This window comes from Enterobacter sp. V89_11 (assembly GCF_029967775.1).
Taxonomy (GTDB): domain Bacteria; phylum Pseudomonadota; class Gammaproteobacteria; order Enterobacterales; family Enterobacteriaceae; genus Enterobacter; species Enterobacter ludwigii.
In genome coordinates, this window is the sequence record NZ_JASCAN010000007.1 from 43,924 (window position 1) to 57,947 (window position 14,024).

11 protein-coding genes are annotated in these 14,024 nt (G+C 56.2%); 2 read left to right on the plus strand and 9 right to left on the minus strand.

Features of this window, described 5'->3' with window-relative positions:
• The 4 genes from QLG09_RS07290 to cecR are packed head-to-tail and all read right to left on the minus strand — an operon-like array spanning position 1 to position 4,525.
• Complete coding sequence (locus QLG09_RS07290; RefSeq protein ID WP_020884927.1) at positions 1-1,134, minus strand: ABC transporter permease; 1,134 nt, start codon at positions 1,132-1,134, stop codon at positions 1-3.
• Positions 1,124-2,863: an ATP-binding cassette domain-containing protein gene (locus QLG09_RS07295; protein WP_282488791.1), complete on the minus strand. Its 1,740-nt coding sequence runs from the start codon at positions 2,861-2,863 to the stop codon at positions 1,124-1,126. The genes QLG09_RS07290 and QLG09_RS07295 overlap by 11 nt, the downstream gene beginning before the upstream one ends.
• Positions 2,856-3,851, minus strand: coding sequence for a secretion protein HlyD (hlyD, locus tag QLG09_RS07300; RefSeq protein ID WP_014169234.1), 996 nt, complete (start codon positions 3,849-3,851; stop codon positions 2,856-2,858). Before hlyD ends, QLG09_RS07295 begins: the two co-directional genes overlap by 8 nt.
• A complete protein-coding gene (gene cecR / locus QLG09_RS07305; RefSeq protein ID WP_014169235.1) occupies positions 3,848-4,525 on the minus strand; it encodes a transcriptional regulator CecR in 678 nt (225 codons plus the stop codon). Before cecR ends, hlyD begins: the two co-directional genes overlap by 4 nt.
• A 237-nt stretch (positions 4,526-4,762) precedes the next feature.
• On the opposite strand from cecR, the gene rhlE reads away from it, so the two are divergent.
• Both rhlE and dinG read left to right on the plus strand, forming a co-directional pair.
• Entirely contained in the window at positions 4,763-6,151 is a 1,389-nt protein-coding gene (gene rhlE / locus QLG09_RS07310) for an ATP-dependent RNA helicase RhlE (RefSeq protein WP_020884924.1), read from the plus strand.
• 96 nt (positions 6,152-6,247) lie between these two features.
• The gene (gene dinG, locus QLG09_RS07315) at positions 6,248-8,425 is read left to right on the plus strand and encodes an ATP-dependent DNA helicase DinG (protein WP_049022732.1); all 2,178 of its coding nucleotides are present in this window, start codon (positions 6,248-6,250) and stop codon (positions 8,423-8,425) included.
• On the opposite strand, the gene QLG09_RS07320 is transcribed toward dinG, so the two are convergent.
• The 5 genes from QLG09_RS07320 to QLG09_RS07340 all read right to left on the minus strand — a co-directional run bounded on the left by QLG09_RS07320 (position 8,412) and on the right by QLG09_RS07340 (position 13,782).
• A complete protein-coding gene (locus QLG09_RS07320) occupies positions 8,412-8,915 on the minus strand; it encodes a fimbrial protein (RefSeq protein ID WP_025204629.1) in 504 nt (167 codons plus the stop codon). The two genes, dinG and QLG09_RS07320, sit on opposite strands and share 14 nt — an antisense overlap.
• Before the next feature lie 5 nt (positions 8,916-8,920).
• Complete coding sequence (locus tag QLG09_RS07325; RefSeq protein ID WP_049022733.1) at positions 8,921-9,910, minus strand: fimbrial protein; 990 nt, start codon at positions 9,908-9,910, stop codon at positions 8,921-8,923.
• 22 nt (positions 9,911-9,932) lie between these two features.
• Positions 9,933-12,476 carry a fimbria/pilus outer membrane usher protein gene (locus QLG09_RS07330; RefSeq protein WP_282488793.1) on the minus strand — a complete coding sequence of 848 codons (2,544 nt, stop codon included), beginning with the start codon at positions 12,474-12,476 and terminating at the stop codon, positions 9,933-9,935.
• 26 nt (positions 12,477-12,502) lie between these two features.
• Positions 12,503-13,177, minus strand: coding sequence for a molecular chaperone (locus tag QLG09_RS07335; protein ID WP_032677726.1), 675 nt, complete (start codon positions 13,175-13,177; stop codon positions 12,503-12,505).
• Between the two features lie 68 nt (positions 13,178-13,245).
• Positions 13,246-13,782 (minus strand): fimbrial protein, encoded by a 537-nt coding sequence (locus QLG09_RS07340; RefSeq protein WP_014169244.1) that lies wholly within the window; start codon positions 13,780-13,782, stop codon positions 13,246-13,248.
• Positions 13,783-14,024: the final 242 nt, after the last annotated feature.

Consider the following 14,024-nt stretch of genomic DNA (forward strand, 5'->3'; position numbering starts at 1 on the left):
TTAATCCAGACGCCGTTTGGTCTTTATCCACGTCAGCCCAATAAACATCGTTGCCGATGCCAGCAAAAACAGCGTGTTGATGATCAGCACCACCGGAATATTCCCCGCCAGGAACAGGCTTTGCAGCGTACTCACGAAGTAGCGCGCCGGAATAATGTAGGTCACGGCACGGATCACGGCGGGCATGCTGTCTATCTGGAAAATAAACCCGGACAGCATAATCGACGGTAAAAAGGCGGCGTTCAGGGCCACCTGCGCGGCGTTGAACTGGTTACGGGTGATGGTGGAGATAAGCAGCCCCATCCCGAGGGTGCTCAGTAAAAACAGACTGGTGATAAAGAACAGCACCACCAGCGATCCACGGTACGGCACGCCGAGGATAAACACCGAGACCAGCATGCAGAGCAGCATCGCCAGCATGCCGAGGAAGTAGTAGGGGATAAGCTTACAGAGCAGCAGTTCAACCCGTGTGACCTCGGTAGACAGCAGCGCCTCCATGGTGCCGCGCTCCCACTCGCGGGCAATCACCAGCGAGGTCAAAATGGCGCCAATAACCGTCATGATGATGGTCACCGCACCCGGGATAATAAAATGCTGGCTAATGGCCGCAGGGTTAAACCAGTAGCGCGTCTGCACGTCGATCAGCGGTTCGAAGGTTTCCCCGCGATCTTCGGCGCGCTGCATTTGCCACAGCTGCCAGATACCCTCCACATAGCCTTGTACAAAGTTCGCGGTGTTTGGCTCGCTGCCGTCGGTGATCACCTGCACCGGCGCACTGGCATCGGTGCGCGCCATGTTGGCGGCAAAATCCACCGGGATCACCACCAGCCCGCGTATCTTCCCGGCCTGCATCATCTGGATTAACGCCTGCCGGTTGTCGCTGATGGTGGCGTCGATGTAAGGGGAGCCGGTCATGGTGTGGGTGAAATCAAGCGCCTCTTCGCTCTGCTGCTCCAGCAAAATCCCGACCCGCAGTTTGCTGGAGTCGAGGTTGATCCCGTAGCCAAAGATAAAGAGCAGAAGCAGGGGGATCACCACAGCGATCAGCCAGCTGCTGGGGTCACGCACGATCTGGCGCGTCTCTTTGATACACAACGCACGCACCCTGCGCCACGAAATGGCGTTATTGCGCATGGGCATTCTCCTTATCCCAGTCGTGGATGAGGGTAATAAACGCCTGTTCCATGGTCGGGTCCGGCACCTCATCATCGGCGGCCTGTTCTTTCAGGTCGTCCGGCGTACCGTGGGCAATCAGCTTGCCGCGATACACCAGCCCGATGCGGTCGCAGTATTCCGCCTCATCCATAAAGTGGGTGGTTACCATGACCGTGACCCCTTTCTCCACCATGCTGTTAATATGCAGCCAGAACTCGCGGCGGGTGAGGGGGTCAACGCCGGACGTCGGCTCATCGAGAAACAGGATATCGGGCTCATGCATTAATGAGCAGGCCAGCGCCAGCCGCTGCTTGAAGCCGAGCGGCAGTTCGTCGGTGGCATGGGAAGCAATGCCCGTCAGGCCAAAGGCCTCGCTCATGCGGTGGATTTTCTCGTTCTGCGCGCGGCCCCGCAGGCCGTACACGCCGGAGAAAAAGCGCAGGTTCTGCTCGACCGTCAGGTTGCCATACAGCGAGAATTTTTGCGCCATATAGCCCAGATGCTGACGCGCCTTGCCGGAGCTGACCTTCAGGTCCATGTCGAGCACCAGCGCTTTCCCCGAGGTCGGTACCAGCAGACCGCACATCATCTTAAAAGTGGTCGATTTCCCGGCGCCGTTTGGCCCGAGCAGGCCAAAAATCTCACCGCGTTTCACCGCGAAATTGACGTTATCGGTGGCGGCGAAATCCCCAAACTTTTTGGTGAGGGATTTGGCTTCAATCACCGTTTCACCCGGCGTACCTTCAACCGTGTGCAGGATCGCGGCGAGGGGGGATTCTGATGTCCCTGCGCCGCCGAGCAGATCGATAAACGCATCTTCAAAGCGTGGCGCGGTCTCCTCCATCTCAATTTCAGGCATACCCGGTGCACGGCGTATATCGTCCGCGGTCGCCTCTTTCGTGAGGATCACGCGCACAGAACGGCCCTGAATCATTCCATCGCTGACCTGAGGTAGCTTTAGCACCCGCTGCAGCAGCTGACGGTTGGAGGCCTGGGCGCTGTGCAACAGGAAGCTGCGACCAGCCATGCTCTGCGTCAGCGTGGTCGGCTCTCCCTGATAAAGCAGCTCACCTTCGTTCATCAGCAGAACGTCACGGCACTGTTCCGCTTCATCAAGGTACGAGGTGCTCCAGAGGATCAGCATCCCATCGCCGGCTAACTCATGCACCATCTGCCACAGCTCGCGGCGCGAAATCGGGTCGACGCCCACGCCGGGTTCATCGAGCAAGAGAACCTTCGGCTCGCCCACCAGCGTACAGGCCAGCCCCAGCTTTTGTTTCATCCCGCCGGAGAGCTTGCCTGCCAGCCGGTCGGTGAAGGGGCCAAGCGAGGTAAATTCCAGCAAACGGGCAAAGGTCTTCTGACGGGTTTCGCCAGTGACGCTGCGCAGGTCAGCATACAGATTAAGGTTTTCCTTCACCGTCAGGTCTTCATACAGACCAAACTTCTGCGGCATATAGCCCAGCATGGCATGGAGCGCGCCATCGTCTTTAATCGGGTCGAGTCCGAGCACGCTGGCGGTTCCTTCATCGGGCTTTAACAAACCCGCCAGCATCCGCATCAGCGTCGTTTTTCCTGCGCCGTCCGGGCCAACCAGCCCGGTCACATAGCCTTTCTGAATGGTACAGTTCAGCGGGGCGACGGCAGGTTTTTCCATCCCCGCGAAGCGTTTGACCAGATTGTTGAGCTGAATAACCGCGTCATTCATGTCGTTCCCCGTCGCTGACTTTTACGGTGACAGGCATGCCCTGACGCAGCGCGTCGTCGGCATCGGTCACGATGATGCGCAGGCGATAAACCAGGTCGGTACGCAGATCCGGCGTTTCAACCGTTTTGGGTGTGAATTCAGCCGTCGGTGACACAAAGCCAACTTTGCCATGATACGGTTTATCCGGCCGACCGTCGGTGTAGAGCAGCAGCTCGCGGCCCGGCTGCATCTGGCCGAGATTAGGCTCATCAATGTAGGCGCGCACCCATACCGGACGCGTCAGAGAAAGCGTCAGGACGGTGCTTCCCGCGCTTAACATGCTGCCCGGCTCCACGGCGCGGGTCATCAGCGTGCCGTCAGACGGGGCAATGAGCGTGGTGTCGTGCAGATCCAGTTCCGCCTGCGCCAGCTGCGCCTGCGCCTGTTCCAGGCTGGCTTTTGCCTGCGCGATGTCCTGCGGGCGATTACCGGTGTGGTACTGGCTTAATTTATCCTGGGCGGATTTCAGCGTCGCCTGGGCCTGGTCGCGGGAGGAGCGGGCGTTTTCCAGGTCGTTGGCGGAAATGGTGCGGCTTTTCCACAGTCCCTGCTGACGGGCATAGAAGTTTTGCGCGTAGTCATAGGCGGCCTGCGCCTGTTTGACCGCGGCGGCGGCCTGAGCAATCTCTTCGTCACGGTAGCCGGCCAGCATCAGGTCATATTGCGCCTGCGCCACGGAAACGCCTGCTTTCGCCTGCATCAGCGCGTTCTCGTACGGGGCCTTGTCGAGCATCCCCAGCATCTGACCGGTTTTGATGGTATCGCCTTCATCAACGGTGAGGGAGGCCAGGCGCCCCCCGACGCGGAAACTCATATTCACGGTGCGAATATCGACGTTACCGTACAGCGTCAGGCCTCTGTCCTGGTGACTTTGATACCACAGCCAGCCGCCGATACCTGCGGCAAGCAGAACAACGACCACCAGAATGATGGCGACAGGTTTTTTCATGACTTCAGGCTCCTTTGCGTTAAGCCTTGCAGGATCAGATCGAGATGACAGGTGATGACCTGGCTAATCTGCGCGGCTTTATCCTCATCAAATTGTGTCCAGCCGGTGCGTAACAGGATCGTTTCGCGCCCAAGACGGAAGGCGAGAATTTCACCCAGCAGGGCGTGGGTATGCAAAATAGTCTCGGTATCGTCGGCGTCTCGTCCGGTATAGGCCGCGATCAGCCGGGTCAGGTGCGTATGCATCGGGGCAATCACCTGATCGTGCACTCGCTGGTAAGCCGCCGTAGGGGAGAGCTGCTCACGGGAGATGAACTTACTCAGGCTCAGCGTCTCGTCGTGGGTCAGCAGGCGAATCATATTGTCGCAGGCGCTGATAATCAGCTGCCTGATGGCGGCGCGATCCGGCGACGGCTGGCTCAATAGCCCGCTGGCCTCTTCAACGTGTGGCCGAAAATGGTTACCGATAAAGTCGGCGATCCACTGGGCACAGGCGAGGTACAAATCCTCTTTTGAGCCAAAATAGTAGGTAATGGCCGCAATGTTTTGCCCGGCCTGCGCCGCGATGTCCCGCGTGGTGGCATGCAGACCATATTCGCCAAACTGCGCCAGCGCGGCGGCAATAAGCTGGTTTTTGGCCTGTTCACCTTTCGATGTCGTTGGGGTCGTATTCATGGCGGTTTTAAAAATTAATCAATCGATTGATTAACATTATGCCCGGTTGCCCTTTTTGTCCAGTGACCACACGGCGGGAAATCTTTCGTCAACGCAGCGCCGCGGGATATTTTATGCGCCACGTCACAAAACCTGCTACACTCCGCTGCTTCACGACATTGTGGTTTTTGTCCTTCCCTATTCGTTATATCTCCCTGAAAACTACACCTGTGATGGTCGGGGCGGTTCGGAGTTTTTATGTCTTTTGATTCCCTTGGCCTGAACCCTGAAATTTTGCGCGCTATCGCAGAGCAGGGCTACGTCGAGCCAACCCCAATCCAGCAGCAGGCTATTCCGGCCGTTCTGCAGGGCCGCGACCTGATGGCCAGCGCCCAGACCGGTACCGGTAAGACTGCGGGTTTTACCCTGCCGCTGTTAGAGCTGCTGGTAAAAAATCAGCCGCACGCCAAAGGACGTCGTCCGGTGCGTGCCCTGATCCTCACCCCAACGCGTGAGCTGGCGGCCCAGATTGGTGAGAACGTGCGTGAGTACAGCCGCTATCTCAACATTCGCTCGCTGGTGGTTTTCGGTGGAGTAAGCATTAACCCGCAGATGATGAAGCTGCGCGGTGGCGTGGACGTGCTGGTGGCAACGCCGGGTCGTCTGTTGGATCTTGAGCACCAGAATGCCCTGAAGCTTGATAGCATCGAAATCCTGGTGCTGGACGAAGCTGACCGCATGCTTGATATGGGCTTTATCCACGACATTCGTCGCGTGCTGGCTAAGCTGCCACCGCGTCGTCAGAACCTGCTGTTCTCTGCCACCTTCTCTGATGAGATCAAGGCGCTGGCGGAAAAACTGCTGCATAACCCGCTGGAAGTGGAAGTGGCGCGCCGCAACACCGCCTCTGAGCAAATTACCCAGCACGTGCACTTCGTTGATAAAAAGCGTAAGCGGGAACTGCTCTCCCATATGATTGGTCAGGGCAACTGGCAGCAGGTGCTGGTCTTTACCCGTACCAAGCACGGCGCTAACCATCTGGCGGAACAACTGAATAAAGACGGTATCCGCAGCGCGGCGATCCACGGTAACAAAAGCCAGGGGGCACGTACCCGCGCGCTGGCTGAATTTAAATCCGGTGACATTCGCGTCCTGGTTGCCACCGACATTGCTGCCCGTGGTCTGGATATTGAAGAGCTGCCGCACGTCGTCAACTACGAGCTGCCAAACGTACCGGAAGACTATGTTCACCGTATCGGTCGTACCGGTCGTGCGGCGGCAACCGGTGAAGCGCTTTCGCTGGTGTGTGTGGATGAACACAAACTGCTGCGTGATATCGAACGTCTGCTGAGAAAAGAGATCCCGCGTATCGAAACCCCGGGCTATGACGTGGACCCGTCCATCAAGGCGGAGCCTATTCAGAATGGCCGTCAGGGCGGCGGCGGTGGTCGTGGTCAGGGTGGCGGGGGGCGCAGTCAGCAGCCGCGTCGTTCTGAAGGCGGTGCACCGAAAGCCGCGGGCAAACCTCCGCGTCGTAATACAGAGGCTAAGCCAGGCGGTGAAAGCCCATGGCGTAGCGGCGAGGGGAAACCGGCAGGGGAAGGGCAGCGCCGACGCCGCCCGCGTAAACCTGCTAACCCGCAGTAATCTGGAAGCCCGGTCGTAAAGCCGGGCTTTTCTTTTGCGGCAGCGGAAAGAAAGTGCCACAATAGTGGCTGTTTATACAGTATTTCAGGTCCTCCGATGGCTTTAACCGCGGCGCTCAAAGCGCAAATTGGCGCCTGGTATAAGGCGCTACAACAGCAGATCCCCGATTTTATCCCCCGAGCGCCTCAGCGGCAGATGATTGCTGATGTGGCAAAAACGCTCTCCGGGGACGACGGACGACATCTGGCGATTGAAGCCCCGACGGGTGTCGGGAAAACCCTTTCGTATTTAATCCCGGGCATTGCCATTGCGCGGGAAGAGCAAAAAACGCTGGTGGTCAGCACCGCTAACGTGGCCCTGCAGGATCAAATCTTCAGCAAAGACCTGCCGCTGCTGCGCAAAATCATCCCTGAACTGCGATTTACAGCCGCCTTTGGCCGTGGGCGTTATGTGTGTCCGCGCAATCTCGCGGCTCTCGCCAGCAGTGAGCCCTCTCAGCAGGATCTGCTGGCCTTCCTGGATGATGAACTGACGCCGAACAACAAAGCGGAACAGGAGCAGTGCGCGAAGCTAAAAACCGAGCTCGACAGCTACAAGTGGGACGGCCTTCGCGATCACACCAGCCATGCCATCAGCGATGATTTGTGGCGCAGGCTCAGCACCGATAAAGCCAGTTGCCTTAACCGCAATTGCCACTACTACCGCGAGTGCCCGTTCTTTGTCGCACGGCGGGAGATTCAGGAAGCGGAGGTGGTTGTCGCTAACCACGCGCTGGTCATGGCCGCGCTGGAGAGTGAGGCCGTCCTGCCGGAGCCCAAAAACCTGCTGCTGGTGCTCGATGAAGGCCACCATTTGCCGGATGTGGCGCGGGATGCGCTGGAGATGAGCGCCGAAATCACCGCGCCGTGGTTCCGCCTGCAGCTGGATCTGTTCTGCAAGCTGGTGGCGACCTGTATGGAGCAGTTCCGCCCGAAAACCACGCCGCCGCTGGCGGTGCCCGAGCGGCTGAGCGAACATTGCGAAGCGGTCTACAGCCTTATTGCTTCCCTGAATAACATCCTCAATCTTTATCTCCCGGCGACCCAGGAAGCAGAGTACCGCTTTGCGATGGGAGAGCTGCCCGACGAAGTGATGGAGATCTGCCAGCAGCTGGCGAAGCACCTTGAAAAGCTGCGCGGGCTGGCGGAGATGTTCTTAAACGATCTCAGTGAGAAAACCGGTACCCACGACGTGGTGCGTTTGCACCGCATTCTGCTGCAGATGAACCGTGCGTTGGGCATGTTCGAAGCCCAGAGCAAGCTCTGGCGTCTGGCCTCGATGGCGCAGGCGTCCGGTGCGCCGGTCACCAAATGGGCAACCCGTGACGTGAAAGACGGACAGGCGCACCTGTTTTTCCACTGCGTGGGGATTCGTGTTGCCGATCAGCTGGAAAAGCTTATCTGGCGCAGCGTGCCGCACGTGGTAGTGACTTCCGCGACGTTGCGTTCCCTGAACAGTTTCTCCCGTTTACAGGAGATGAGCGGGCTGAAAGAGAAAGCTGGCGATCGTTTTGTGGCGCTGGATTCGCCGTTTAACCACTGTGAACAGGGCAAGCTGGTCATTCCGCGCATGAAGTATGAGCCGCTTATCGACAACGAAGAACAGCACATTGCCGAAATGGCAGCGTATTTCCGCGAGCAGCTGGAGAGTGAAAAATATCCCGGCATGCTGGTCCTGTTTGCCAGCGGAAGGGCGATGCAGCGTTTTCTGGAGCACGTTACCGACCTGCGATTGCTGTTGCTGGTGCAGGGCGATCAGCCCCGCTACCGGCTGGTAGAGCTGCACCGCAAACGCATTGATAACGGGGAACGTAGCGTGCTGATCGGGCTGCAGTCATTCGCGGAGGGGCTGGATCTGAAGGGGGATTACCTGACGCAGGTGCATATCCATAAAATCGCCTTCCCGCCCATCGACAGCCCGGTCGTCATCACCGAAGGTGAATGGCTCAAAAGCCTCAATCGCTATCCGTTCGAGGTCCAAAGCTTACCCGCGGCGTCGTTTAATCTGATTCAGCAGGTGGGGCGTCTGATCCGTAGCCACAGCTGCTGGGGAGAGGTGGTGATTTATGACAAACGTCTGCTCACCAAAAATTACGGCCAGCGGTTACTCAACGCTCTGCCTGTTTTCCCGATTGAACAGCCGGACGTGCCCGACGTTAAAAAACGTCCGGCAAAACCTGCCGCCGGACGGCGTAAAAGCGTCCGTACGAAGGGGCGCGGGCCTACTGGTAAGTAAAAGTCACCTGGACCACACTGTTAAACGTTCCGGCGGTGACGGGCAATGCGCTGGCATAATAGCGGGCAGCCAGAGGAAACGTTGCCGTGTGGTCCGCTGAGTTAACCGGAACGTTAAAGGCTGCCTGCGGGGCAATGAGTATATTGTCCTGGCGGTCTGCCAGTTCCAGAGCCAACCCTTTCGCACTGCCGATATTGGCGAATTTTGTCGGGTGCGTACTGTCGGCCTGACCATAGAAAAAGGCGGTCGCCAGCGCAAGTGTGGGAGGACAATGTGAGACCGAGAGCGTAAAGTCTTTCCACGCGCCGGTATCGCCCACATTTTTAAAATCCCCTGATACCGCCTGGCCTAAATCCACCGTCAGGTTGCGGCTGGCGCTGTCAATAATGCAGGTGTTGGCGTAAATATTGCCTGTCATCTGGATCTGAATATCGTCCGCCTGTGCCCGGGCAATCAAGCCGAGAATCAGGATCGCAAGTGTCTTTTTCATGTTGGTCACTTATAAGCCAGAGTGATCGTCGCCACGGTATTGGCCGGCCCCGGTGTCACCACGTTGCTGACCTGTTCGTAGCGAACCTCGAACGGTATTCGCAGGGTTTCGTTGGCGATGGCCTGGCTTCGGGTGCTGACATAGGTGTCAAAGGTGGCGAGATGGTCATCAAAGAGCATTCTCACGCCCACGCCGGTTGCCATTCCGTTCTGCTGAGTCAATTTGATCACCCCTTCGAATGCCGTTTCGTAGCCGTTTGCGCTGGTCACCTTTAGCTCAGGCTGGACGGTGCTGTCGCAATTAATCGTGACGTCAAAGTTTTGTGCAGGGCTGGATAGCAACCCGATACTGATAAAATCACTGACGGGAAAATCGCCCAGGTTCACGGTGAGATTTTTGGGCAGGACAGAGCAGGTAACCGTTTCGAGGTTCACATTGCCCGCATAGGAAATCGTATTAGGATCGCTGATGCCTTCATGCTGATAAACCCCGACACCAAATTTAGACTCCGCCTGAGAAAGCGAACCTGATTTGACCGTATTGCTCGTTTTCACCAGTTCCAGCGTGACATTAAAGTTAAAGGACTCAGAAATGTCGTTGGAGACATAGCCCAGCGGCGTACCGCTTGAATTACAGTAAATTCCCCCGGCACCGGTAATTCGCTGGCCTTTGTCATTCATCAGCGCTACGCCAATTCCTTCCAGCCCTGATTCATACACCCCAGAAAGGCCGGTGATCTCCAGACCTGCGCCGTAATAGCACGCAACAATCGGAAGCCCGAAGTCAGAAGGGTTATAGCAGTTGCCCGCCACGTGAACGGTCTGCTCGGTACCCGGAATGGTGGCACCTACCGGCAACGTGCTCGAGACGGATACGGAGGCCACATTAATCTGTTTTGGCAGATCGGATGAGGTACAGAGCGCGTTAGCATGTGGCATAAATAACGCGGCGGTTCCCAGAACCAGGAAGAAAAAGCACTGTTTAATCATTTGCATAATGGTTTGCCTGAACGGTGAATCAGTGGCACTGCGCAGCAGCGTTAAGGATGTTGGTTTTCTCTGTCTCATCCGTAAGGACGTAGTCGGCCTCGCAGTGCTCGCTCGCATCCTGTCCCCAGGTGACGGCGAGATGCCCTTGCTTTGGCAGGCCGGAGAGATAGGTCTGGCCGTCATTGCCGACAATAAATTCGCTGTCCTTATCCTCCGTTGTTACCGTCGCACCGAAGGGCAGCGGTTTACCGTTGTGCGTCAGCGTCATCAGGACGCGGCTGCCCACGCGGGTATTAAAGCTGGCGCGCACCACGGCCCCGCGTGTCGGGGTCACAACGTACGCTGCGTGCGTCACGTCGGCCTCGTCGGGCAGGGTTTCGGTATCCAGCGCAATGGTATTGTGGCGATAAGGGGTAACAAACGGCACGACGGTATAGCCGCGGAAGTCGGTCTCAACGCCCGTCTGATTGGCGATATGCGTACCGTGTGTTCCCGGTGCTTTCACCAGCGCAATGGTCTCTCCGAGCGGCTGGCTCAGGGTTATCCCGTTGGCGTGCACGATCGCGCCACCCTGCAGCCCGACGTTTACGGTTTGCTGATATTTATCCTGGCTTACCCCGCCGCTCACTTCGCCATAGGTCGCTTTATAATCGGCGTTCATGCTGGTGGAGTTTCCGCTACCGGTGCTGCTCAGCCCCTCCTGAATATTCCAGTTGAGGTTGTCTCCCTTCAGCGCGGTACCGTTAAGGCCGATGTTCTGCGTCGTACTGTCTTTGGTGTTGTTGAGGTTGTAGGTGGCCCAGGTGTTATGCATCCAGCGATCCAGTGGAACGGAGACGTTTAATGAGAACTGGTTGTCGTTCATCACATCGTCACCGTTCGCATCGCTGTCCTGGGTGTTTTTGTTCATGCTGTAGCTCAGGCTATAGCTGACGCCGTGCCAGCTGTTGTTGTAGCTGACGCTCATGGAGGTCATATCCTGGCTCTGGCTCCAGTAGGTCTCTTTGACCAGGCTCAGGGTGACAGAGCCCCAGCCCGCGGGCAGCGTCTGGTCGACGGTGGCTTCCGTTCGGGCACGTCGCTGCTGCGGCGCAGACCCGTCATCTGAACGGGTGTAAGACTCCATCGTGTCTTCCAGGGTGTAAAACCCTTTGCTGTTGTAGCGATAGCCCGCCAGGGAGAAGTGAGTGCCCGAGGCGACAAAATCTTTGCTGTAGCGAACGCGCCAGGATCGGCCTTTGCTGGCCTGCTGCTTTTTCAGCAGCGCTTTGGCGCGGGTGACATCAAGGGAGAAGGCACCCAAATCGCCCAGGTTTTTCCCGACGCCCAGCGCCCGGGACTGATAATGGCGACTCTGCTGCGCACCACCGTAGGCGGTGAAACCCAATGGCATGCCGTAGATGGCGCTGCTCTCGGCAAACGGAGTTTGTTCGACGTCCTTGTCGTAAGACCGGTAACGCCCGGCGGTCACGCTGTAGCGGAGATTCTTTTCACGCTGCAGTACCGGGACCGAGGCGTAGGGCACGACAAAGTGACTTTCGCTGCCGTCGGTCTCTTTCACGGTGACCTGCAGATCGCCGCTGCTGCCGGTGGGGTAGAGATCGTTAATTTCAAACGCACCGGGTGCAACCGTGTTCTGATAAATGACGTAACCGTTCTGACGAACCATCACCAGCGCATTGCTGTGGGCAGTGCCGCGAATAATCGGCGCATAGCCTTTTTCACTGTCCGGGAGCATGTCGGTATCGGATTTCAGCTCAACCCCGGTATAGGGCACGCTGTCGAAAACGTCCGACGGGGAGGTGCTTTGCCCGACGGTCATATCGCTTTTCATCGCCACGATATCGCGTTGAGCATAGGTGTAGACGGAGGAGAACCTGTGCTCTTCGTCGTTGCCCGTTGTGCTGCGATTCCACGTGGAATAATTGCGTATGCGCCAGGCGCCCACATTGAGGCCCGGGCGCAGGTTAACGTACTGGCTGCTGTTATCCTGCTCTCCCTGTACACGGGCATGGCTCTGGCTGGCGGTGGCGCTGTAGTTCAGCAGACCTGCGGTGATCCCTTCGTCGAACGTTTTCGGGTCGATATACCCGCGTGGGACCTGGCCCAGTGCCGTTTGTGGAATACTGAGCAACAGTTGCTGATGACGAACCTGAAACGTTGCGGATGCCGCGGGAATGGCGTTTATATCGGCGCACTGGCCTTTAGCCATCAGCGCGGGATACTGCCGGGTTTTGATCCCAAGGTTTTTTAGCTCATCCAGGCTAAAGCAGGGTTGAAGAGAATGATTGCCCTGAGCGTCTTTTATTAATTTGAACGTGACATCACGGGTATCAATTTTATTATTGTTGATGAAAATATTGACCTGATATTTCCCGGGGGCTTGTCCCGGTCCTTTTTCATAAACAGACAGGTCGGTTTTCCCCTGTTGAGGATTATCAATATCCAGTAATGCCGGGTTGAAATAATCATCAGCCATAACCTGCTGCGCAAAGATCGCCAGTGCCAGGCCACATAAAATGACCAGCATTGAAGAAAGGCGATGGATGAACGGCTTTTTATGGCTGTACATGATGATATTAATAGCCTGAGTGGGTGTTAATGAACGGATGCCGACCAGGTCTGACTGATGCTGCCGTAATCAGTAATAATGGAGTAAGTGACGGTCGACCCGCTGGCATTATCGGGTAAGGCAAAGTGCGTTTCCGTTTTGGGGACTGCCCAGGTGGCTTTATCCACTTTATGGCCGTTAAGCATCACCGTCTGGAAATTCATATAGAAAGGCGTCGGGTTATTCACAACCAGGTCGTGACCTTCACGATGCCACTGAAGCTTGTCCGCCACAGCCTCGGGTTTGCCTGTTATTGCTGACGGGCGATACAACAATTTAATGCGTGTATTAATGGCAATCTGCAGGGTATTTACCCCTTCGACGTGCTTTGACGAGGGAATAGCTTTGATATTAAGCCAGTAGAGAGATTCACGATCCTCGGGCAAATTCCCGCCGGTGCGCACGACACGCAGGACGTTATCCTCTTTCGCATCGAGACGAAACAGCGGTGGGGTGATCAGGAAGGGGGCTTTAGCCGGGTTTTTACCGCCAGAATCAACCCAGGACTGTACCAGATAATCCGTGGCATCTGGGTTTGAAAGACCCAGAGACGACTCCTTTTTATCGCCCTGATAGACCAGGCGTGTGCCATTAATAACGACACCGGCATGGGAAGTGGCGGCTACCAGTAAAAGAGCACTCAGTAAATAACCGTGGCGCATAAAGGTATCTCAATAAAAGAAGAGATATTAACTCTCAGAACAGAGCTAATATCTCAGGATGGATAATATCAGTTATAAATAACGGTGAAGGTCGACACGGCGTTTGCCAGGCCTGCGGTGATTGCAGCCTGGGTCTGAATATAACGGGCTCCAAACTCCAGGTTATTGACCGCCGTACCGGAGGCTAACGGATATTGCTGAGAGGGCGTATACAGACTCACCGGTTGCTCAGACGCGTCCACCAGCTGAATAGCGACACCTGTTGCAGCATCTACATCCGGCGTTAATGCCAGCGTAGTGTTGTTATCCGGATCCGGCGTGCCGCCGAAGTTAATGGCGGCGGAAGTCACGGTCTCCGGGCAATTCTTTAATTGAATATCAAACTTGGTTAATGTGCTGGTAGATCCAGCCCCGGTAAATACCGTTTTAGACACTTTGCCTAACTGAACATTTAATGGATTACTTAACCCGTTCACTACCTGACAAGCAGAATCAATAATTTCACCGGTGAAGTTAATCTGACCTTCACCGTTTGTTGCCGCAAATGCGGATGCAGAACATCCTGCCGTTGCGGCGATAAATAAACCTATAGCAACCTTGTTCATAACAAATCCTGGTATGTTTCTGGTGAGAACGTTGCCTGGACGTTTTCACCGTTGACCTTAAATGATTTTCCGTTGGTTATTTAATCAGAAACGGGTGGGGTAAGAATCTTCAACGGCAATCACAAATAATTGAAATAGTGCTTGAGTTTCTTTTTTCGTCATAAAAACAGCAGGATGATCCGGTTCAAAAACACTAACGGCCAGACGTTCTTCAGGGCTATATTGTTAACAAGATGAAGCTG